Origin of the sequence: Streptomyces sp. SID12488 (assembly GCF_010548275.1) — a bacterium.
Classification (GTDB): Bacteria; Actinomycetota; Actinomycetes; order Streptomycetales; family Streptomycetaceae; genus Streptomyces.
Genome location: NZ_JAAGLT010000012.1, coordinates 151,652 through 171,536, shown reverse-complemented (window position 1 = coordinate 171,536; position 19,885 = coordinate 151,652). Strand labels below are relative to the sequence as shown.

Annotated in this window: 18 protein-coding genes and 3 pseudogenes; 9 read left to right on the top strand and 12 right to left on the bottom strand. The window is 71.4% G+C overall.

Translation table 11 applies throughout. From position 1 onward, the window contains the following. Positions 1 to 139: 139 nt before the first annotated feature. Positions 140 to 751, top strand: coding sequence for a TetR/AcrR family transcriptional regulator (locus G3I56_RS20405; RefSeq protein ID WP_164410879.1), 612 nt, complete (start codon positions 140 to 142; stop codon positions 749 to 751). 164 nt (positions 752 to 915) lie between these two features. On the opposite strand, the gene G3I56_RS20400 is transcribed toward G3I56_RS20405, so the two are convergent. Beyond that, on the bottom strand, positions 916 to 1,923 hold the full coding sequence (locus G3I56_RS20400; protein ID WP_164410877.1) for a DUF2510 domain-containing protein: 1,008 nt from the start codon (positions 1,921 to 1,923) through the stop codon (positions 916 to 918). A 680-nt stretch (positions 1,924 to 2,603) separates the two neighbouring features. Here G3I56_RS20400 and G3I56_RS20395 point away from each other — a divergent pair. Continuing rightward, a complete protein-coding gene (locus tag G3I56_RS20395) occupies positions 2,604 to 5,285 on the top strand; it encodes an AAA family ATPase (protein WP_164410875.1) in 2,682 nt (893 codons plus the stop codon). Between the two features lie 26 nt (positions 5,286 to 5,311). Here the strand turns inward: G3I56_RS20395 and G3I56_RS45090 are convergent, their stop codons facing one another. From G3I56_RS45090 to pcaH, 5 genes are all read right to left on the bottom strand, one after another. Beyond that, on the bottom strand, positions 5,312 to 5,488 hold the full coding sequence (locus tag G3I56_RS45090; protein WP_164410873.1) for a hypothetical protein: 177 nt from the start codon (positions 5,486 to 5,488) through the stop codon (positions 5,312 to 5,314). A gap of 72 nt (positions 5,489 to 5,560) precedes the next feature. After that, positions 5,561 to 6,688, bottom strand: coding sequence for a 3-oxoadipate enol-lactonase (gene pcaD / locus G3I56_RS20385; protein WP_164410871.1), 1,128 nt, complete (start codon positions 6,686 to 6,688; stop codon positions 5,561 to 5,563). After that, positions 6,685 to 8,046 carry a 3-carboxy-cis,cis-muconate cycloisomerase gene (pcaB, locus tag G3I56_RS20380; RefSeq protein ID WP_164410869.1) on the bottom strand — a complete coding sequence of 454 codons (1,362 nt, stop codon included), beginning with the start codon at positions 8,044 to 8,046 and terminating at the stop codon, positions 6,685 to 6,687. Before pcaB ends, pcaD begins: the two co-directional genes overlap by 4 nt. Then, a complete protein-coding gene (gene pcaG / locus G3I56_RS20375; protein ID WP_164410867.1) occupies positions 8,043 to 8,642 on the bottom strand; it encodes a protocatechuate 3,4-dioxygenase subunit alpha in 600 nt (199 codons plus the stop codon). Before pcaG ends, pcaB begins: the two co-directional genes overlap by 4 nt. Continuing rightward, entirely contained in the window at positions 8,642 to 9,415 is a 774-nt protein-coding gene (gene pcaH / locus G3I56_RS20370; RefSeq protein ID WP_164410865.1) for a protocatechuate 3,4-dioxygenase subunit beta, read from the bottom strand. The genes pcaG and pcaH overlap by 1 nt, the downstream gene beginning before the upstream one ends. A gap of 220 nt (positions 9,416 to 9,635) precedes the next feature. Here pcaH and G3I56_RS20365 point away from each other — a divergent pair, with 220 nt between their 5' ends. Together G3I56_RS20365 and G3I56_RS20360 are read left to right on the top strand one after the other, a co-directional pair. After that, positions 9,636 to 10,100: a MarR family transcriptional regulator gene (locus G3I56_RS20365; protein ID WP_164410863.1), complete on the top strand. Its 465-nt coding sequence runs from the start codon at positions 9,636 to 9,638 to the stop codon at positions 10,098 to 10,100. A gap of 111 nt (positions 10,101 to 10,211) precedes the next feature. Continuing rightward, positions 10,212 to 10,997 (top strand): IclR family transcriptional regulator, encoded by a 786-nt coding sequence (locus tag G3I56_RS20360; protein WP_239134997.1) that lies wholly within the window; start codon positions 10,212 to 10,214, stop codon positions 10,995 to 10,997. A gap of 454 nt (positions 10,998 to 11,451) precedes the next feature. On the opposite strand, the gene G3I56_RS20355 is transcribed toward G3I56_RS20360, so the two are convergent. From G3I56_RS20355 to G3I56_RS20345, 3 genes are all read right to left on the bottom strand, one after another. After that, entirely contained in the window at positions 11,452 to 12,456 is a 1,005-nt protein-coding gene (locus G3I56_RS20355; protein WP_164410861.1) for a DUF3048 domain-containing protein, read from the bottom strand. 87 nt (positions 12,457 to 12,543) lie between these two features. After that, the gene (locus tag G3I56_RS20350) at positions 12,544 to 12,933 is read right to left on the bottom strand and encodes a hypothetical protein (protein ID WP_164410859.1); all 390 of its coding nucleotides are present in this window, start codon (positions 12,931 to 12,933) and stop codon (positions 12,544 to 12,546) included. 311 nt (positions 12,934 to 13,244) lie between these two features. Continuing rightward, the gene (locus G3I56_RS20345) at positions 13,245 to 13,865 is read right to left on the bottom strand and encodes a VanZ family protein (protein ID WP_164410857.1); all 621 of its coding nucleotides are present in this window, start codon (positions 13,863 to 13,865) and stop codon (positions 13,245 to 13,247) included. 18 nt (positions 13,866 to 13,883) lie between these two features. Here G3I56_RS20345 and G3I56_RS20340 point away from each other — a divergent pair, with 18 nt between their 5' ends. From G3I56_RS20340 to G3I56_RS20330, 3 genes and pseudogenes are all read left to right on the top strand, one after another. Continuing rightward, entirely contained in the window at positions 13,884 to 15,191 is a 1,308-nt protein-coding gene (locus G3I56_RS20340; RefSeq protein ID WP_164411008.1) for a histidine kinase, read from the top strand. Further along, positions 15,188 to 15,841, top strand: coding sequence for a response regulator transcription factor (locus G3I56_RS20335; RefSeq protein WP_164410855.1), 654 nt, complete (start codon positions 15,188 to 15,190; stop codon positions 15,839 to 15,841). The genes G3I56_RS20340 and G3I56_RS20335 overlap by 4 nt, the downstream gene beginning before the upstream one ends. Positions 15,842 to 15,992: 151 nt before the next feature. After that, positions 15,993 to 16,382: pseudogene (locus G3I56_RS20330) on the top strand (transposase); the annotation flags it as partial. Positions 16,383 to 16,541: 159 nt separating this feature from the next. Here G3I56_RS20330 and G3I56_RS20325 read toward each other — a convergent pair. Beyond that, positions 16,542 to 17,453 carry an EamA family transporter gene (locus tag G3I56_RS20325; RefSeq protein WP_239134996.1) on the bottom strand — a complete coding sequence of 304 codons (912 nt, stop codon included), beginning with the start codon at positions 17,451 to 17,453 and terminating at the stop codon, positions 16,542 to 16,544. Between the two features lie 68 nt (positions 17,454 to 17,521). On the opposite strand from G3I56_RS20325, the gene G3I56_RS20320 reads away from it, so the two are divergent. Continuing rightward, on the top strand, positions 17,522 to 18,391 hold the full coding sequence (locus G3I56_RS20320) for a LysR family transcriptional regulator (protein WP_164410853.1): 870 nt from the start codon (positions 17,522 to 17,524) through the stop codon (positions 18,389 to 18,391). A gap of 218 nt (positions 18,392 to 18,609) precedes the next feature. Here the strand turns inward: G3I56_RS20320 and G3I56_RS20315 are convergent, their stop codons facing one another. Continuing rightward, on the bottom strand, positions 18,610 to 18,975 hold the full coding sequence (locus tag G3I56_RS20315; protein WP_164410851.1) for a hypothetical protein: 366 nt from the start codon (positions 18,973 to 18,975) through the stop codon (positions 18,610 to 18,612). An 86-nt stretch (positions 18,976 to 19,061) separates the two neighbouring features. Here G3I56_RS20315 and G3I56_RS20310 point away from each other — a divergent pair. Further along, a pseudogene (locus tag G3I56_RS20310) lies at positions 19,062 to 19,193 on the top strand (AAA family ATPase); the annotation flags it as partial. 45 nt (positions 19,194 to 19,238) lie between these two features. Here G3I56_RS20310 and G3I56_RS20305 read toward each other — a convergent pair. Further along, positions 19,239 to 19,837: pseudogene (locus G3I56_RS20305) on the bottom strand (DinB family protein). Positions 19,838 to 19,885: the final 48 nt, after the last annotated feature.

Genomic DNA, 19,885 nt, shown 5'->3' with positions numbered 1-19,885 from the left:
CGTATCGATGGACTTACACCACACTGGAATCGGGAATAAGCCACAGAGCAGCCCAACAGGAACGACAGTAAGAGCGACAGTGAGCACGACAACCGGAACCACCGGAACCACCGGAACCACGGGGACAGGGAGCGCAGTCATGACGTCGCAGGCCGCGGAGGGACCGGAACCGGTCGTCGCCTCGCGCCGCTCCAAGATCACGCCGGAGCGTGAGCAGGAGTACTTCGACGCCGTGCTCGTCCAGATCCGTGAGTGCGGATACGACGCGCTGACCATGGAGGGCGTCGCCGCCAGTGCGCGGTGCAGCAAGTCGACGCTCTACCGGCAGTGGAAGACGAAGCCGCAGTTCGTGGCCGCCGCGCTGCGCGCCAACCGGCGCGCCCGCTTCGCGGTCGACACGGGGTCGCTCGCCGGGGACCTGCGCGCGGCGGCACGGGCGATCGGTGAGGCGTCGGGGCACGACACCCAGCTGCTGCAGGCCCTCGGTCATGCCGCCATGCAGGACCCGGAGCTCCAGGAGGCGCTGCGCGACGCGATCGTCGAACCGGAGCTGGCCGCGTTCCGCGAGATGATCCGCCGCGCGGTCGAGCGCGGTGAGGTCCCCGCCGGCCATCCGGCGCTGGAGTACGTACCGGCGCAGATGATGGGCGTCCTGCGGGCCCGCCCGGTCCTGGAGGGGCAGTACGCCGACCCGGAGTACCTCGTCGGATTCGTGGAGGCCGCGGTGCTGCCCGCACTCGGCGTCACCTGAGGCGCAGGCCGCCGTCCGTGACTCGTCCGGACGGTGACCTGTCCGCGCCGACCCGTGGGGACGGGGGCGGCGCGCACCCCCCGGCCGGGTGGGATTCCTCTTGAGCGGAGAGGCGTCCCACCCGGCCGATCCACATCGACCGGGCCGGGGTGCGGATCGGCGGATCAGACGTCCTGCCCGCTCCCGCCGGCCGAGGAGACCTTGATGCCGGCGGTTATCTGGTCGATCACCGACTCCTTCTGGTCGGCGTCGACACCGAAGCGGACGACGACCATCTGCCGGGGGTTCGACGGTGCGGGGAAGGCCAGCGACTCGACGATGCCGTCGACGCCCTTGCTCGTGACCGCCTTCCAGCGGACCAGATAGCCCTTCTGCCCGGCTACGGTCACCGCCTTCGACGCCAGTACGTCGTGCGAGGTGATCTTCCCGTACGTCGTACCGCCGTAGGAGTCCTCGGCGTTCGCGGCGATGTCCGCCTTGGCGACCGCCTCGGCCGTGCTGCCCGACGTGCCCAGCGCCAGCGCGGGCGCCGAGTAGGCCCCGCCCTTGGTGCAGGTCTTCGTCGTGTCGCCCGGGCACTTGTACGAGGTGTCCGAGGTCACCTGGCCGCCCACGGTGATCGACTGGCCGTACCAGCCGTCGGGGATCGGGATGCTGATCCCGTTGGTCGAGTCGGGCACGGAACCGCTGTCGATCTTCGGGCTCTCCGAAGGCTGGGACTGCTGCGGGTCCGGCGTCTGCCCGCCCGAGCCGCCGCCGGGGCCGCCCCCGGTGCCGCCGCCGGGACCGCCCTGACCGCCGCCGTTCTGTCCGCCGGTTCCGCCCTGCCCACCGGTTCCGCCCTGGCCGCCGGGTATCTGCGAGCCCACGTTGCTGCCGCCGTCGTCCTTGGTCAGCGCGTACACGCCGCCGCCTATGCCGGCGAGGACGGCGACGGCCACCGCCACGGCTATGCCCGTGCGCAGTCCGCGCCGGGTGCCCGTCGGCGATTGGTCGGGATACGCCGGGTACGCCCCGCCGGCGGCCAGCACCGGTGGACCCCAGGCGGGGGCCGAGCCCTCGGGCCGGGTCTGTTCCGTCCATGTCCTACCGTCCCACCAGCGTTCGGTGGCGGGGCTGTCACTTGTCTGCCCGGGGTCGGGATACCAGCCGGGAGGAGTCTCCTGCGTCATGCCCCCACCGTATGAGGCTCGCGTGAAAGGCGGATGAGAGGAGTCCCCTTTCCGCCGGGAAAGGCGCGGAAAGCCGGGCCGAGATGCCGAGATAGCGGGATACGGGAGGTCGGGCCCGCTCCACCACCAGCCGCACCGGCACCTCCCTTCTGCCGCCGACGGGCTGCGGCGGCCGACTGGAAGGGGAACTCCAGTACGAGTGGCGCATGCGTTTTCACCAAGATCCCGGCCTCGCCGCCCCCTCACCGGCGCGAAGGAACGCGGCCGGGATCACCGTCGCGAAGTCGCCGTGGACATCGGACCCGTACCACTCGACGAAGTTCCCCACCGATCCCGCGAACGGAGCCCTGCGGGAGCGCGCCGGTCGGAGGGTCCGCAGGTCGGGGCAGCGCTCGGGCCCACTCATGGGAAGTCCTGCCCGGGGGCGCGGGCGAGGCGGTCCGAGGGGGCGTGCCACGGGCGGACGCGCACCCGCCGATGACGGAAAACCAGCTTTGTTCCAGGGGCTGTTGGCTGTCGAAAACCTTCCCGACGCGGCTGGTGGCGGTCCCGCCGCGTCGCCCTGTCGCACTCCCTGTCACTCGTCCCGGCAATACCTGCGCGGACCCCCTCCACTGCGGCAGCCTGACGGCTACTCTCGGGTTCTGTACGTCGTTCAGGCGACTTGGGGAGGTAGCGGGATGACGGAGGAACCGCCCGGGACGGCCGGATCTGCCGCCCTGTGGGAGCGCGACACACAAGTCGCCGCCGTGGAACGGGCGATCGACGCCCTACGCGTCGACAACTCCTCCTCGGGCAGTCTGTTGCTCTTCACCGGCGAGGCAGGTCTCGGCAAGACCGCGCTGATGGCCGAAACCCGGCGCATCGCCGACCGGCGCAACTGCACGGTGTGGTCGGTGCGCGGCGGCGAGACCCTCAAGTCCGTCCCCTTCAACGTCGTGCGCCAGTTGCTGCAGCCCGCGCTCCTGTCGCTGATGCCGGAGGAGGCCCGCGAATACCTCGGCGACTGGTACGACATCGCCGGCCCCGCCCTCGGCATCACGGAACCCGGCGACCGCCTGGCCGACCCGCAGGGCGTGTGCGACGGCCTGGTCGCGGCCGTACGGCGGCTCGCCAAGCGTGAGTGGCCGCTCGTCCTGCTCATCGACGACGCCCACTGGGCCGATCAGGAGAGCCTGCGCTGGCTGGCCGCGTTCGCCGAGCGGCTCGACGACCTGTCCGTCCTCGTCGTGGTCGCCCGCAGGCCGGGCGAGGCCAGCGGCAGCCGTGCCGACCACCTGGAGGCCATCGCCCGGGCGGCCGGCCCCGTCGCCTCGCTCGACGCCCTGACTCCGGCAGCCGCCGCCGGCCTCACCCGCACCACCCTCGGCCCACACGCCGACGCCCCGTTCTGCCGCGAGGTGTGGGCGGTCACCGGCGGCAACCCGTACGAGACCGTCGAACTCCTCGCCAAGGTCCAGGACGCCGGACTGGCGCCGGTCGAGGCGTCCTGCGGCCGACTGCGCGAACTCAACAACGCGGCCCGCGGCGGCGGCCTCGTCGCCCGCCTGGAGGACCTCGGTGTCGAAGCCACCCGCTTCGCCTGGGCGGCGGCCATTCTCGGTACGGGCATCTCCGTGGACCTCGTGGCCCGGCTGGCCACCCTCAGCCACGACGAGGCCCACCACTGCGCCAACCTCCTTTGCACCGCCCGCATCCTCACCGAACCCCACCTGGCGGCCGGTCAAGTCGCCCACAGCGACCTGGAGTTCGTCCACCCGCTGATCGCCACCGCCGTCTACGACTCCATCCCGGACGGCATGCGCACCGCCATGCACGGCATCGCCGCGCAGGTCGTCACCGAGTCCGGAAAGGGCGCCGCCGCGGCCTCCCGCCATCTCCTCCACGTCTATCCGGACGACGACGAGGAACTCGTCGACCAGCTGCGCGAGGCCGCCCGCGAGCACCAGGCGGTCGGTGCCCCGGACGCGGCCCGCCGCTGTCTGGAGCGCGCCCTGCTGGAACCGCCCCGCCCCGAGAGCCACGCGCAGGTGCTCTACGAACTGGGCTGCGTCACCCTCCTCACCGCGCCCGCCACCACCATCGGACACCTCCAGACCGCGCTCGCGCTGCCCGGACTGGAGGGTGCCCTGCGTGTCGACGCGATCGTCCGCCTCTCCCAGGCCCTGCTGCACAACGACCAGATGGAGGAAGCGGTCCGCACGGTCGAGGAGGAGGCCGCCCGGCACCAGCCGGGCCCTGCCCGCATGCGGCTGCAGGGCGCGCAGTTCATGCTGGAGTGCCTCCACGGCGGCGACGCGCCCGCTCCGGGCCGCTCCGAGCGCCTCGCCGACCTGGCCCGCCCCTGCAGCGGCCGGGACAACTCCGAGCGCGCGCTGCTCATGCTGCGCGACTTCGACGCCATGGCCCACGGTGAGAACGCCGAGGAGGTCGTGGAGGTGTGCGACCGCGCCCTCGTCAACGGTCGTCTCGCCCCCGGACTCGGCTGGACCGACCCCGAGTGGGGCATCGAACTGCTGCTGATGCTGGCCTGCTCATATGCCTACGCCGACCGTCTCGACCGTGCCGAGGCCCTCTACACGGAGGCCCTGCGCGCCTACGAGACGGCGGGCTGGAGCGGCGGCCACCTCTCCCTCGCCCATGCGTACGTCGGTCTCGGGCACCGCAGGCGGGGTCGCCTCAGAGAGGCCGAGACGTCCCTGCGCGAGTCCTTGCGTCTCGCCGAACGCGTCGGGCGTGGCCTGCCCCTGTACTGGTCGGCGACGTGCAACCTCGTCGACACGTTGCTCGCCCGCGGTCATGTCCAGGAGGCCTGGGCGGTCGCCGAGCAGTACGGCTTCGCCCCGCCATATCCGTCCACCATCGTGCTGCCCGAACCCCGCGCGGTACGCGGCCGGTTGCTCATCGCCGTCGGCCGCACCAAGGAGGGCATCAACGAACTGGAGGCCGCGGAGAAGGCGGCGACCGGGCGGGGATTCCACAACCCGGTGCTCGCCACCTGGGCCGTCGACCTGGCCCGCGCGCTGGCCGTGGAGGACCCCCTGCGGGCCGCCGTGCTGGTCGCCGACGCCCGCCGGTACGCCGAACGCTTCGGCACGGACACCGCCATCGGTGAGGCCCTGCGCTGCGCGGCGGCCCTGGAGACCGGCCAGCGGGCGGTACGCCTGGCCGCTCAGGCGGTCGCCTATCTGGAGGCGTCCCCCTGCCAGTACGAACACGCCGCGGCCCGCGTCGAGTACGGCATCGCCGCCCGCTCGGTCGCCGAGATCCAACGCGGGCTGACCCTGGCCAAGTCGTGCGGCGCCGACGGCCTGGTCGCCAAGGCACGGGAGGTCCTGGACAACGGACGGGGACTTCGCTGACCTGCGGGGGCGCCGGGTGCGGGTGGTCAGGCCCGGCGTATCCGCTCCGTGGCCTTCTCCGGACGTTCCGCAGCCGGTCGTCGTAGGTCTCTTCGTACGTCCGAGCCGACGTGCACGATCCGCGAGAGCGCGCCCGCCCGCACCGGCGGCAACGGGGCGCGGGTGGAGACGACCGGTGCGAGGGGGTCTCTGGCGAGCCGCAACTCGCTTCCGTGAAGGCTCAGTTCAGGGCCGCAACCACACGCGCGACGCTACTGAGGCCCCGACCGGCAGGATCACCCTTCCGAACCGTCCTCCTCCGCCAGTACGCGCTGGGCCGCCGCGAACGCCGAGTTGGCCGCCGGGACCCCGCAGTAGACGGCCGTCTGGAGCAGCACCGCGCCGATCTCCTCGGGGGTGAGCCCGTTGCGGCGGGCCGCGCGAACGTGCATCGCCAGCTCGTCGTAGTGGCCGTGGGCGACCAGGGCGGTGAGCGTGATCATGCTGCGTTCGCGCCGGGTGAGCGTCGGGTCGGTCCAGATCTCGCCCCACGCGTAGCGCGAGATGAAGTCCTGGAAGCGGGCTGTGAAGGGCGTCTGCCGTGCCTGCGCCCGGTCCACGTGGGTGTCGCCGAGTACCTGCCGGCGCACCTCCATGCCCCGCCGGGGCGCTGCCCCGAAGTGCGGGCGCAGCGCGGCCAGTACGGCCTCCGGGCACTGCGCGACCGCCAGATGCGAGGCGCCGGGCAGTTCGACGAGCGTGGCACCCGGCACGGCGTCCGCGATCTCCCGCAGATGGGCCGGGGGAGTGGCCGGGTCCTGCCGCCCGGCGACGACCAGCGTGGGCGCGCCGATCCCGGCCAGCTTGTCGCGCAGGTCGAAGGCGCCCAGCGCGTCGCAACAGGCGGCGTACGCGTCCGGATCGGCGTTCCGGTGATCCGCGACCAGCTCCGGCACGGTGAACCCGGGTGTGAACCAGCGCGCGTCGGCGCTCTCCGCGAGCCCGGCCAGCCCCTCGCTCCGCACCAGCGCGGCCCGCTCCTCCCAGGGCTTGCTGCCGTTGAAGTGGGCCGAAGAGCACAGAACGGCGAGCGACGACACCCGCTCCGGGTGGTGGACGGCCAGATGTAGACCGACCGCGCCGCCCAACGACACGCCCGCGTAGGCGAATTGGTCGATCCCGAGCGAGTCGGCGAGCGCCAGCACCAGCGCGGCCAGATCGCCGACAGTGGCTCCGGGACCGATCAGGCCGGGCGCCGAACCCCCGTGCCCGGGCAGGTCCCAGCGGACCACCCGATGGGTGACGGACAGCTCGGGCGCCACCTTGTCCCAGAGGGCGTACGACGTTCCGAGCGAGGGTCCGAGCAACAGCGGGGGAGCGGTGGCGGAGCCCTCGACACGGTGGTGCAGCAGCTTGTCGGTCACGGTCGCTCCAGAGCACGGTCGGTGAGGGCGCCGGCGGAGCCGGTGTAACGGGCGGGGTCGGTCAGGTCGTCGAGGGGCAGGTCCTTCAACTCCGGCTCCTCGGCGAGGAGTTCGGCGAGCGACCGACCCTCGGTGTAGGTACGGGCGGCCACTTCGGTGAGCAGGGCCTTCGCACGGGCCCGTCCCAGCACCGGCGCGAGTTCCGCGGCCAGCCGCTCGGAGACGATCAACCCGTGCGTGAGGCCCAGGTGTTGGCGCATGGTGTCCGCGTGGACGCGCAGTCCCTCGGTCAGCTCGACGGCGTCCCGGGCGGCGCCCCCGGTCACCCTGAGCAGCTCCCTGAGCGGCTCCCACTCGGCGTGCCAGGCACCGGCCGGCCGCTCGTCCTCGGCGACCAATGCCCCGTACAGCGTGGCCGCGAGCTGTGGCGCGCGCCGGGCCGCCGCGGCGATCAGCGTCGACCGTACCGGATTGGCCTTGTGGGGCATCGCCGACGAACCCCCGCCGCTGCCCTCGGACACCTCGGCGATCTCGGTACGGGCCAGTGTCAGTACATCGGCGGCGATCTTCCCGAGGGCACCGGCCGTGAAGGCGACCGCCCCGGCGAGATCCACGACCGGGGTCCGCAGGGTGTGCCAGGGCAACACCGGCTCGGCGAGGCCGAGTTCACGGGCGTAGGCAGCGACCAGGGCCCGAGTGTCGACAGTGCCCTCGGCCGCGCCGAACACGGTGAAAGCAGCCAAGGTGCCTGCCGCGCCCCCGAGTTGGGCGGGGAGGGTGTGGCGTACGGCCGTCAGGCGGTCCCGGGCGTCGAGGACCAGGGAGCGCCAGCCCGCCGCCTTCAGCCCGAAGGTCGTCGGCACGGCGTGCTGGGTGAGCGTGCGGCCCGGCATCACGGTGTCGCGGTGGTCGGCGGCGAGCCGGGCGAGGGCCGGGTCGGTGCGGTCGAGGTCCGTGAGGACCAGGTCCAGGGTGCGGGCGGCGACCAGCATCGTCGCCGTGTCCAGGATGTCCTGGCTGGTCGCTCCCCGGTGGACGTAGGGCCCGTACTCCGCGCCGACCGCCGCCGTCAGGTCCGCGACCAGCGGGATCACCGGGTTGCCGCCGGCCCGGGCGCGCAGCGCGATCGACCGCGCGTCGAAGCCGGCGGCCTCGGCGGCTGCCGAGCCGACCGCCGTGGCCGCTTCCTCCGGCGCCAGCCCCAGCCCGGCCTGCGCCCGGGTCAGCGCGGCCTCCGCGTCGAGCAGCGCCCGCAGATACGCGGTGTCGCTGGTCGCGGAGGCCGCCGGGGAACCGGCCCACCCAGGGGAGAGCAGGCCCGTGTCGGCATCGGACTCGGCATCGGCAGGTGGTGTCACTCGAACTCCAGGAAGACCGTTTCGCCCTCGCCCTGAAGGCGGATGTCGAAACGGTACGTGCGCCGCTCGCCCTCGGCGGCGACCAGCGTGGCGCGCCGCTCGGCCGGCAGGGAGTCGAGCAGCGGATCGGCGCCGTCCGTCAGATAGGCGCGCGTGTACAGGTGGGTCAGCAGACCGCGCGCGAACACGCACACGCTGACGTACGGCAGACCGGCGTTGCCCGGGGGCAGCGTGTACAGCGCGTAGTGCCCGTCGGCGTCGGTGGCGACCCGCCCGAAGCCGGTGAAGTCGGTGCCGTTGCGCCCCAGGAAGCCGCCCGTCACCGGGTCGCGGCGCAGTGATCCGGGGGCACCGGCCAGGGATCCGTCGGGCGCCGCCTGCCAGAACTCGAGCAGGGCGTCGGGGATCGGGTTGCCCTCGCCGTCCAGGACGTACCCGTGGAGGGTGATCGTGTCCGGGTGGCCCTTCGGCGCGACCTGCTCGCCCTCGGGGAAGGGGAGGGCGTAGCCGTAGAAGGGGCCGACCGTGTGGGAGGGGGTGGGGAGAAGGGTCTCCCGGGGCTTCGTGGACTCCGGGGACTTCTGGGAGACGCTCATCAGTCGCGGCCTTCTTCGATCCGGGTGGCGGAGGGACCGTCGAGGACGATGTCCCACTCGTAGCCGAGCGAGAACTCGGGCTGGGACAGGTCGTGGTTGTACTCGGCGACCAGACGGCTTCGGGCGGCCTCGTCGGTGACGGAGCGCAGGATCGGGTCGTAGCGGAACAGCGGGTCGTTCGGGAAGTACATCTGCGTCACGAGCCGCTGGGTGAACGCCGTGCCGAAGACCGAGAAGTGGATGTGTGCGGGCCGCCAGGCGTTGGTGTGGTTGCGCCACGGGTACGCGCCCGGCTTGATCGTGGTGAACCGGTACCCTCCCTGATCATCCGTCAGGACCCGCCCCACACCGGTGAAGTTGGGGTCGAGCGGCGCCGGGTGCTGGTCCCGCAGATGGGCGTACCGGCCGGAGGCGTTGGCCTGCCACAGCTCGATCAGCTGGCCGCGCACGGGCCGCCCGTCCCGGTCGAGGAGCCGTCCGGAGACGGTGATGCGCTCGCCGAGTGGCTCGCCCCGGTGCTGGATCGTGAGGTCGCTGTCGATGTCGGTGATGTCAGTGACCCCGAACACGGGCCCCGACAGCTCGACCGTCTCCGGGTCCCCGCCGCTCACCGCGACCAGCGGCTGCTTCGGGTGACGCAGCACCGAGCTGCGGTACGGGGCGTAGTCGCGCGGCGGATGGTTCTGTACAGGCGCGCCTTCGGCGACCGTCTTGTCGTAGGCGTCCTGGAGGTCGCCGACCTCGACGTCGATGTCCGACTGGGTGAGAGCCATGAGGAGTTCCTAGTCTCTTCCGAGCCCAATTACTCAGGGCACTGAGTATTTCAGCAAGGTTTCCCTCACGCTGTCACTCGCCGGTCTCGTCGTCAAGGGTAGTAGTAGAACCGCTGGTAGAGGCTGTGTGAGGCAGTTGAAGACACGGCGGCCGTTGGGTTGTATCGTCAGTACACCAACGAAATTCTGTGATCTGAAGAAGACGACCCCAGGAGCGGACATGGCCGCGGTGGACCTCTCCACCCACCCCGGGCACCTCGCCCGGCGACTCCAGCAGGCGCACTACCTGCTGTGGAACGCGATGGTCTCCGAGAAGATCACCTCGCCGCAGTTCGCGGTCCTGAACGCGCTGGTCGCCGAACCGGGCCTCGACCAGCGCACGGTCGGGGAGCGGGTGGGCCTCGACCGGTCCACGGTCGCCGAGGTCGTCAGCAGGCTCGGCCGCCGCGACCTGATCGACAAGGTCCGCGACCCGGAGGACGGCCGCCGCTCCCTGCTGCGCCCCACGGACGACGGGGTGCGCGCGCACCGCAAGCTGACCGTGCGCACGGCCCGGATGAACCAGGTCTTCCTGGCCCCGCTCTCCGCCGGTGAACAGACCGTCTTCCTCGACCTCATCCAGCGCGTCGCCGACGCGGCGGAAGGGCTGCGCAACCCGGCTGAACCACTCGCCACCCCGCGCTGAGCCCACTTCCACGGCAGGCCGGGTCCGCCCAGCGGACCGGCAGCGGATAGCGTGCGGGGGCGAGACCGCCGTCCGGACCGTCGGGCGGTCCGGGGCCGAGGAGGAACAGGGATGGCAGCCGCAGGAGCCGGGGCAGGGACCGGCGGCGAGCTCGAGCCCGCGGGGATGCGTACCGTCCAGCGGGCCATCGACATTCTCGGACTGTTCGACGAGGTCAGGCCCGCGCTGTCCCTCCGTGAGATCGTCAGCGCCTCCGGGCTGCCGAAGACCACCGTGCTGCGACTGCTCCAGACCCTGCGGCTCAACGGTCTGCTCTGGGTCGACGAGCACGGCCGCTATCTCGCGGGCCCCGCGCTGCTGCGCTGGTCCCGGCTCGCCGAACAGGCCTGGCGACTGCCGCCCGCAGCCCGGGTACTGCTGCGCGACCTCGCCGCCGAGCACAAGGAGACGGTGCACCTGTATGTGCGCCGGGACATCCACCGCGTCTGCATCGCCCAGGAAGAGGGCCCGCAGGCGCTGCGCCAGGTCGTGCGGGTGGGCGACGAACTCCCGTTGTGGGCGGGCGGCGTGGCCAAGGCGCTGCTGCTGGACGCCCCGGACGGGCTGCTGCTCCGGGTCGCGGAGGCCTCACCGCGCGGGGCGGCACATCTGGCGACCCTGCGGACCTGGATCGAGGAGGCCCGCGACCACGGGTACGCCGTGAGCCACGGCGAGCGCGAGGAGGGGCTGTCGGCGGTGGCCGTGCCGGTGCGGGGGAGGAGCGGGGCCGTGCTCGCCGCGCTGTCCTTCGGCGGGCCGAGCACGCGGTTCACGCCGGAGCGGGTGACACGGTTCGCGGCGGCGCTGCGCGGGGCGGCGGGGGAACTGGCCCGGGCGGGGCTGCCGTTCGAGGCGTAGGCGCTCCGCTGGATGCGCGATGCGGCTGGCGCGGGCCCGGGGTGGCTGGTCGCGCCTCGCGCCTCGGGGTGGTGCTGCGCGGGGCGGGTCGGCGGGGCAACTGGACCGGGCGGGGCCGGCGATCGAGGCGTAGGGCTCTGCTGGATGCGCGATACGGCCGCCTTGGGCCGGGCGGGGCTGGTCGTGCCTCGTGCCTCACAGTTCATGGCGGTGCTGCGCGGGGCGGTGGGCGGAACTGGCGTGGGCTGGGCTGCCGTTCGAGGCGGCGCGGTGCGGTCACCGCGGGTCCCCTGCGGCTGGTCGCGTCCGCTCGGCGGAGCCGCATGTGTCGCCGGCCCGCGCCGGCCGCGGAGGCGAGGGTGTCGTACTCGGCGTCGCCCGGGCCGACTTGGGGGCGGCCGATCGGAACGCGGTCCGGACACCGGTCCGTGCATCGGGCGTCAGGCCATGGCCGTCACGCCGTCGCGAACACCACCCACACCTGCCCCTTCGCGAAGTTCACCGGCGTACCGTCGGCCGTCGTGAAATCCGTCCCCTCCGTGGCCGACCCGCGCCGCCACTCCACGTCGAACGTCCGCCTGTCGCGGAGTACTTGAGCCCGGCCCGAGCCAACGGACTGGGTGTACGGCGAGTTGTTGCCGAGGACGTCGTGGAACCGTGACTCGCGCACCTTCACGTACTGCACGACGACCGTCGCGGCGGCGACCCGCTCGCCGTCTGTCGCGACGGTCGGGGTGCCGTCCATCGACACCAGCCAGCCGTGCCGGTCCGCGGACCAGGTGAACGTGAAGCGCGCCGAAGGGAAGCGGACGGTTCGCGACTTCTCGGGGGTCCCGCCCTCGGGTGCGGCGCCGTAACGGAAGCCGGTCGTCAGTGCGTCCGATCCCGGCGCGGCGCCGATCAGCCGCTGCGGCCTCAGATACAGATTGTGCGGCGCCGCCTTGTCCGTGCCCCGGTAGTAGGCGCCCGAAGCCGCAGACTCCGGGGACTCGGCGTTCAGGGGTGCCCGGTCGATCAGCGGCAGCAGCTTGCGCTGGGCGCCGGAGAAGGCGAGCGTCGGTTCGTCGAACTGACGTAGTAGCTCCAGGTCGGACTCACGTGCGCTGCGCACCGGCCCGACGGCCTTCGGCAACCGGGTCGCGTACACCGCCATCAGCCGGCTCAGACCACCCTCGACCTGCTCGGCGTACACGATGTCCGCCGCGTCCAGGCCCGTCTGGGGACGGGCCGCGCGGACGTTGTCGATCTTCACGGCGAGGACCGGGCCGACGCTCTCGGGCTCGGGCGATTCGCTGTGGTCGGGTGACTGGCTCTGGCTCTGGCTGTGAGTCTGTCCGCGCCCGTCGTCGGAGGGGCGGTCGTCCGTCGTGCAGCCGGCCATCAGGGAGGCCGTCACGGCGCCGGCCACCAGCACCGCCGTGACAGCTCCGCGCCGTCGAGTCCGGGTCCTTCGCGCCATCTGTCGCATACCCACCGTCGCCACCCAGTCCGTATCTACGATTATGCGCTTATCGGATCATAGGTGGCCATACCCGATCGGTTCTGTTCACGCACCTGGCGGGGGCCGAACGGCCCACGGAGGGGGTGCGCAAAGGGTGACCTCAGCCCTGCTGGCCGAGGATCTCTTCCCTGAGGGCGTGCTGCCTTGCAGGCCGCGATGTTCCTGTTTGTAGTCGAGGACGAGGCGGTAGCCCAGTCGGCGGGCGGGGGTGGCGAAGTGGGGGCTGAGCTGCTCGGTGTAGGCGCGGTCCGCGATCAGCAGCCCGGCCGGCAGGCCGAGGGGGACGAGCTGCGTGAGGGCGTGGACGGTGTTGGGGCCGGTGCGGTTGCCGGGAGTGTCCAGGACCAGGCCGATAGCGAGTTGAGGATGTCGGCTGACGCGTCGGCCTGCGTGCGGATGTCCGTCCGGGTGGTGGCGGCTGGCGGCGACGAGCAAGGTGGCGTTGTGTCCGAAGATGCCTTTCTCGGCGCCGCCGCAGTAGTGCCGGCCCGCGGTGACTTCGACCGAGGCCAGGTCGCGGCGTTTGCTGGGTGGGTGGTGCCAGGCGGGTACGGGGACGAGGGGCGGTGTCGGTGCCGATGTGCCGTCACTCTGCGCTCGTCGAATGCTCGTCGGAAGCGGTGTGTACCGCTCCCGTGCGCGGTGTCTTTGACACACCCGCGCAACTGGCGTCCGGCCTCACCAGGTGGGCGGGAGGCCCGGGTGCGCCCTGGTGGCCGGTGGGATCGGGCTTAGGGCACCGGCCGTCACCGTGTCCGACGCATTGCAGGGGCGGGCTGGATTTCGGCGGTGGGGTAGGCGAAGGCGGAGCCCGGGAGGGCGAAGGTGCGGGTGAGGGCGGAGAAGGTGGTGGAGCGGAGGGCAAGGTGGAGGAGGAGGCAGCCGAGGGCGGCGCCGAGGGTGTTGGTGATGATGTCGTCAATGTCCGCCCCTCGGCCGTTCCTGAAGAGGATGTACATGCCGAGCTGGGTGAGCTCGATCGCGGCGCTCACGGCCAGGGCGCGGAGGGAGACCCGCCCGGGGCCGAGTTCCCGGCGCGTCATGAGGGGGAGCAGTATCCCGAACGGGAGGAACAGGAGCACGTTGAGCGGGAAGGAGACATCCATGCCCAGGAGGCCCAGGAAGGGGATCGGCTGGACCTGGCCGGTCCAGGGGGAGAGGTTTTGGGCCCGGTCCACGATGATCGGGAACAGGGTGAAGTGCAGGGCGCCCGTCGCGTACAGGGCCGCCACGAGCCGGGTGAGTGCGGGCCTGCCGTGCCAGCCGGGGTGTTGGCGGGTGGCACGAATGGCGAGGAGCACGGTGAAGGCGGCGAGGAGCGGCCCGAGCACCTCGACGGATTCGATGCGGAAGGTGAACCCGCTCATGTCATGCTCCTGGGTGTGATGGATCGCGGAACCGGCCTGACGGAGACGACTCTGCCCGGGGGGCCGGAGCACCGGATCCGGCGAAAGGCAGATCTCGCGCCGCCCGCTACTACTTTCGGCAGAGCGGCGCTCGGCGCCCGGTGGCCCTGGGCGGCATGGCTGGTGTGGACGGCGCCGGTGTGCTGGGCGTTGTGGTTCGACTACCAGGCGTGGGGCATCGACGGATTCGGGAGCCGCACCGCCCAACTGGCCTGCGCCCTGCTGGCGGTGGCCGCCGTCGCGGGATCGCCGTGGCTCGGCGCGAGGGCTCTCCCGGTGGTCGGCGCTCTGGTGGGGGTGACATCGCTGGCGGTCTCGGTCCTGCTGCGCGCCGGGCCCGGGAGTTCCCCCGATCCCGTGGCCTCGGACGCGTACGGACTCGCCGAACCGGCGGCACTGCTGTGGCTGTTGCTACTCGTCCCGCTGCGCGGGCGGCGGGGGTGGGTGGCGTGGGTGACCCCTCCGGTGGTGTGGGCGGCCATCGTGCTGCGGCCGTTGGCGGTCGCGGTGCGGGAGAACAGCGTGATCGTGGCGCTGTTCCTCGCCGTGGGGTCGACGGCGGTGCTGGGCGGCGGCGTCGCCTGGCGGCTGGTCATGGCGGACCGGCGGCGGCGGGCGGCGACACTGCGTCTTGAGCAGCGGGCCGAGTTCGCCCGCGATCTGCACGACTTCGTCGCCCATCATGTGACCGGCATCGTGGTGCAGGCGCAGGGCGCTCTGGTGATCGCGCAGCGGCGACCGGAGCTGGTGCCACCGGCCCTGGAGCGGATCGAACGGGCCGGGTCGGAGGCACTGGTGTCCATGCGGCAGATGGTCGGGATGCTGCGGGACGCCGACGGGGAACCGGCCCTCGTGCCGCTGGCCGGGATGGCGGAGGTGCGCTCGCTCGTCGAGGGATTCTCGGCGGTCGGAGGAGCGGGGGTCCGGCTCGAACTGGAGGGTTCGTTCGACGACCTGCCGGTGGAGGTGACCACCACCGCCCACCGCGTGGTGATGGAGGCGCTGACCAACGTACGCAAACACGCCCGGGGCTGCACCGAGGTGCGGGTGCGCGCGGTCCGGGGCGGTGACGGCGTCACGGTGCGGGTCAGTGACGACGGCCGGTCGCGCCACCCCTCCGGCGGTGGGTTCGGGCTGCGAGGGCTGGCCGAACGGGTGAACCTGGTTGGCGGTGGCCTCCGGACGGGCCCGGCCGCGGAAGGTGGCTGGAGCGTCGAAGCCACTTTCCCGGCAGCTCCGGTACCGGCCTCGGCTCCGGTCCGCATCCCCGGCGGAGGGACCCATTGACCATTCGGGTGCTGATCGCCGACGACCAGGCGATGGTCCGCGCCGGATTCGCGATGATCCTGGCCGCCGAGGACGACATCGAGGTCGTAGCCGAAGCGGCTGACGGTCTCCAGGCATTGGAGCTTGCCGAGCGGCACCGCCCCGACGTGGTGCTGATGGACATCCGGATGCCCCGCCTCGACGGCCTCGACGCACTGCGTCGGCTGAACCGCCCCGGCGCCGTGGACCCGCCGAAGGTCGTGGTGGCCACAACCTTCGACGACGAAGAGTACGTGCACCGCGCCCTGCGCGACGGCGCCTGCGGGTTCCTGATCAAGGACTCCGGTCCCGCCCTGCTCGTCGAGGCCGTCCGGGCGGCGGCCTCGGGCGAGGCGCTGGTCAGCCCCTCCGTCACTGTGCGGCTGCTGCGCCGTCTGAGCCCCCCGGCGTCCGGCCGTCGGACGGCGCCGAGCCCCCTGTCGGCCCGCGAGCTGGACCTCGTGCGCCTGGTGGCCCGAGGGCGCACCAACGCGGAGATCGCTGCCCAACTGTCCATCACGGTGGGCACGGTGAAGACCCACTTGGGGAACGTGCAGGCCAAGTTGGACGCCCGGAACCGGGTGGAGATCGCCGCTTGGGCCTGGGAATCCGGCTTCGTTGGCCAGGAGTGACCGCCCCGGCGGTTGCCTCTCCTCATAGTGTTGATGTTCTCCGCCAGGGCAGTCCGGGTGGGAAACGATCACCCGGCAAACGGGAAGCGATCACCAACAGCTCCTGACGCAGCAGGCCAACTTCGGGGTCACCCTGGTCACCCCGGTCCTGATGAACAGCTCACCTCAGGCGCGTGTCGGCGCCGGGTTCGACCGCACCGCGTTCACCATCGACTGGGACAAGCGGCAGGCCACCTGCCCACGCGGGGACACCAGCACCTGGTGGAGCCCCGCGACCCAGCGCGGGACCAGGGCCATCGTCATCAAATTCGACAAGGAGACATGCCGCCCCTGCCCGGTGCGAGACCAGTGCACCCGCTCGAAGATCGGTGGCCGGACCCTTTCCCTGCAACCCCGCGAGGTTCAAGAAGTCCTCGACCATGCCCGCCTCCAGCAGGGCGACGAGCAGTGGCGAGCCAAGTACGGAACCCGCGCGGGCGTCGAGGGAACCATCCACCAGGCCGTCGCGGTCACCGGGATGAGACGTGCCCGCTACCTCGGCCTCCAGAAGACCCACCTGGAGCACGTCCTCTCCGCCGTTGCGCTCAACCTCATCCGCCTCGATGCCTGGTGGAACGGCCACCCGCTCGACCGCACCCGCGTCAGCCACCTTGCCCGCCTCGACAAAGGCGCACACCGAGGCGCGGGCGTCGACACGGGTTCACCGCAAGAGGTTGGTCTGCTTCTTCGAGTGGCTGGCGGCGGTGCCCACGGAGACGGCGTTGGCGGTGACAATCACGGTGATGGCCAGCCACGATGCCGCACCGAGGTGCTGGTCGAGGACGAGCATGCCGATCAGAGCGGCGAACACCGGGTTGACGCTCATGAAAATCCCGAAGAAGCGGGCGGGGACCCGGCGCAGCGCGAGCAGGTCGGCGAGAAACGGCACCGCGGAGGACAGCACACCGGCAGCCAGCGCGCACAGCAGGGCGCCGACGGTGGGCTGGTGGAGCCACAGGACCGCAGCGCCGAGGGGCAGGTAGAGCAGGCCGGAGACGGCCGCGGCGGCGGCCGATCCCTGCAGCCCGGGCAGGCGCTCGCCCACGGTGCGGTTGAGCAGGATGTAACAGCCCCAGCAGACCGCGGCGATCAGGGCCAGGCCGACGCCGAGATAGTCCGTGCTGGGCCGGGGTCGGGTGAGGACCACCACCCCCACCGCGGCGGCGAGAGCACAGGCCAGATCGATACGCCGGCGAGAGCTTGCCAGCGCCACAGCGAGCGGGCCGAGGAACTCCAGAGTGACCGCCAAGCCGAGCCCGATCCGGTCGATCGCCGCATACAGCGTGAGGTTCATGGTCGCGAACACCGCGGCAAGGCCAAGGACCGGACGCCACTGCGCGGCGGTGAATGAACGCAGGTTCGGCCGGCCGACGCTCAGCAGCACCACGGCGGCCACCCACTGGCGCACCGCCACCACTCCCACCGGCCCCAGCACCGGGAAGGCGAGCGCGGCTATTGACGCTCCGACCTGGTTGGACAGACCGCTGCCCACCATCAGCGCCACCCCGGACCACCGGGGCGACGACGCCTGCGCCGCGGCGGCCGAAGTCTCTGCGCGAGCTTCAAGTGTCATGGCACGACCATCCGCCAGACCGACGCATACGCAAAATGCATCCGAACCCCCAGCTATACGCTGGACGTATGGATGGTCGTACGGAACTGGAGCTGCGGCACCTGCGTTGCCTGGTCGAGATCGTCGACACCGGCAGCTTCACCGACGCCGCGATCGAGCTGGGCGTCTCCCAGGCCGCGGTCTCCCGCACACTGCTCGCACTGGAGCGCATCCTCGGCGTGCGACTGCTGCACCGCACCAGCCGCACTGTCACCCCCACCACCGCAGGCGTACAGGTTCTCGCCCGCGCCCGGAACCTCCTGGCCGACGCCGACGAACTGGTCCACCAGGCCACCACCGGCCACACCCGGCTGCACATCGGCCACGCCTGGTCCGCGATGGGCCGCCACACCGCCGAGTTCCAGCGCCGCTGGCACGACCGCTACCCCAACGTCGAACTCCACCTGATCCGCCACAACACCCCCACCGGCGGCCTCGCCGAGGGCCTGTGCGACCTGGCCGTCCTCCGCACCCCCGTCGACACCCGCCGCTACGCCCACGCCCTCGTGGGCCACGAACGCCGCTACGTCGCCCTCGCCTCCGACGACCCATGGACCAGACGTCGCAGCATCCGCCTGGCGGAGATCCGCGAACGCACCCTAGTGGTGGACCGCCGAACCGGCACCACCACCTTGGAACTGTGGCCCGAAGACGCCCGCCCTGCCGTGGAGTACACCCGCGACGTCGACGACTGGCTCGCCACCATTGCCGCCGGCCGCTCTGTCGGCGTCACCCCGCAGGCCACCGTCGCCCAGTACCGCCGCGACGGCATCACTTATCGCCCCCTGCGCGACGCTGTCCCTGTCCCCGTCCACCTCATCTGGGGCCGACAGGACCCCCACCCGGCCATCCACGCCGCCGTCGCCCTGCTCACTGACCTCTACCGCGAAGACGCCTGACACCCGAGCTTTTGGTCCACCCTCCGAGCTCCAGGCACTGATCGATGCAGTCACCACCGGACTCTCCCTCGCCGCGTGACCGACTAAGCCAGCAGGATCGGTGACAGCATTCTTACCGGCACCCCATCTAGGGGGCGAAGGGCTTCTGCGCAGCTCAGAAGCATGATCGACAATTCGGGCAAGTGAGGCACAGCGTCTGTTACCGCAAGTCCTGAACGTCAGGCAGGGTCGCCGCTGTGACCGTAGGCCATGGCCGCTCGGACCGTGTCGAGGTGGTCCGGGCATGAGAAGTATTGCTTCGGTCGCTTGAAAAATCCGAGGCGTTTGGGCACGGGGTGGGTCGCGTGCCCTGAGAGCGTCCCTTCCGTGTCCGACTCCGCCAGTCCTGCCAACTCCGCAGGCACGTAGTCGCATCCCTTGACATCGCAGGTGGGAGCGCCGTCAATTTCCGGGATCCGAAACCAATCCATAGCGATTACGTCGCGCGCCGTGATGCCGCGCACTGCCAGGTCAGCGTCACTGGCATACAGGATCTCCTGAGTGCGTATCCGCTGGCCGTTGATGAGGTCGATATGTTGGGGCATGCCGGGACCTTACCCAGGACCGTTGGATTCTCCGCCGCTGTCACCGGAACTCCAGTGAAGCGGCCCGGGGCGCGGGCCTGAATATGTTCACGGACTCGCGACTCTGCGTGGCAATCGTTGACAGGCTGACCTTCAACGGCGCCATCACCCAAACCGGCACTGCGACCTACCTCCTCGCTCACACCAAGGCACAGGCCGAGCGGGCCGAAGCCAGCTGAACGACACCACAAGCCGACGCCAAGGTCGGCGACAGCAGAGTGAGATCAGCCGTTACCGGCTTCCCGCGCCACACGCTCCAGACGGCTCCAGTAGTCCTCCCACCATGCCTGATCACCTGGTGGCATGTTGTCCTTGCCCTGCAAATACCCGACGGATCCGTCGATGAGTTCTCGCACGATGTCGGCGTGGCCGGCGTGCCGCTGGGTTTCGGATATCACGCGTACCAGGATGTGGTGCAGTGTCACCTCTTGGCGTTCCTCCGGCCACCACGGGACGTGACCGATCGCGTCAAGCGTCAGCGTCGCGATCGTGCTGTTGGAGTGCCCCCACGCGTGGTGATACAGCCCCACGATCTCTTCGCGCGACTCGTCTGCAGAGGCCCACATGTCTGATTCGGGTGTGCATCCTCCGTATACCACCAGGGCGGCGGCTCTTCATCGAAGAACGGCCGCCCGAACGTGTCGCCGAAGTACCCAAGCTCCACGCTGGCGACATGTTTGACCAGCCCCAACAGGTTCGTGCCCGTGGGGGTCAGCGGGCGACGGACGTCGTATTCCGAGAGCCCGTCGAGCTTCCACAACAGGGCGTCACGCGCCTCTTGCAGATATCGGAGAAGGTCCGCTTTCGGGTTCGGTTCGATCATGCCGGGCAGTCTTGCACCCGGCGCTGACAACCGGACTCCACCGTTGCC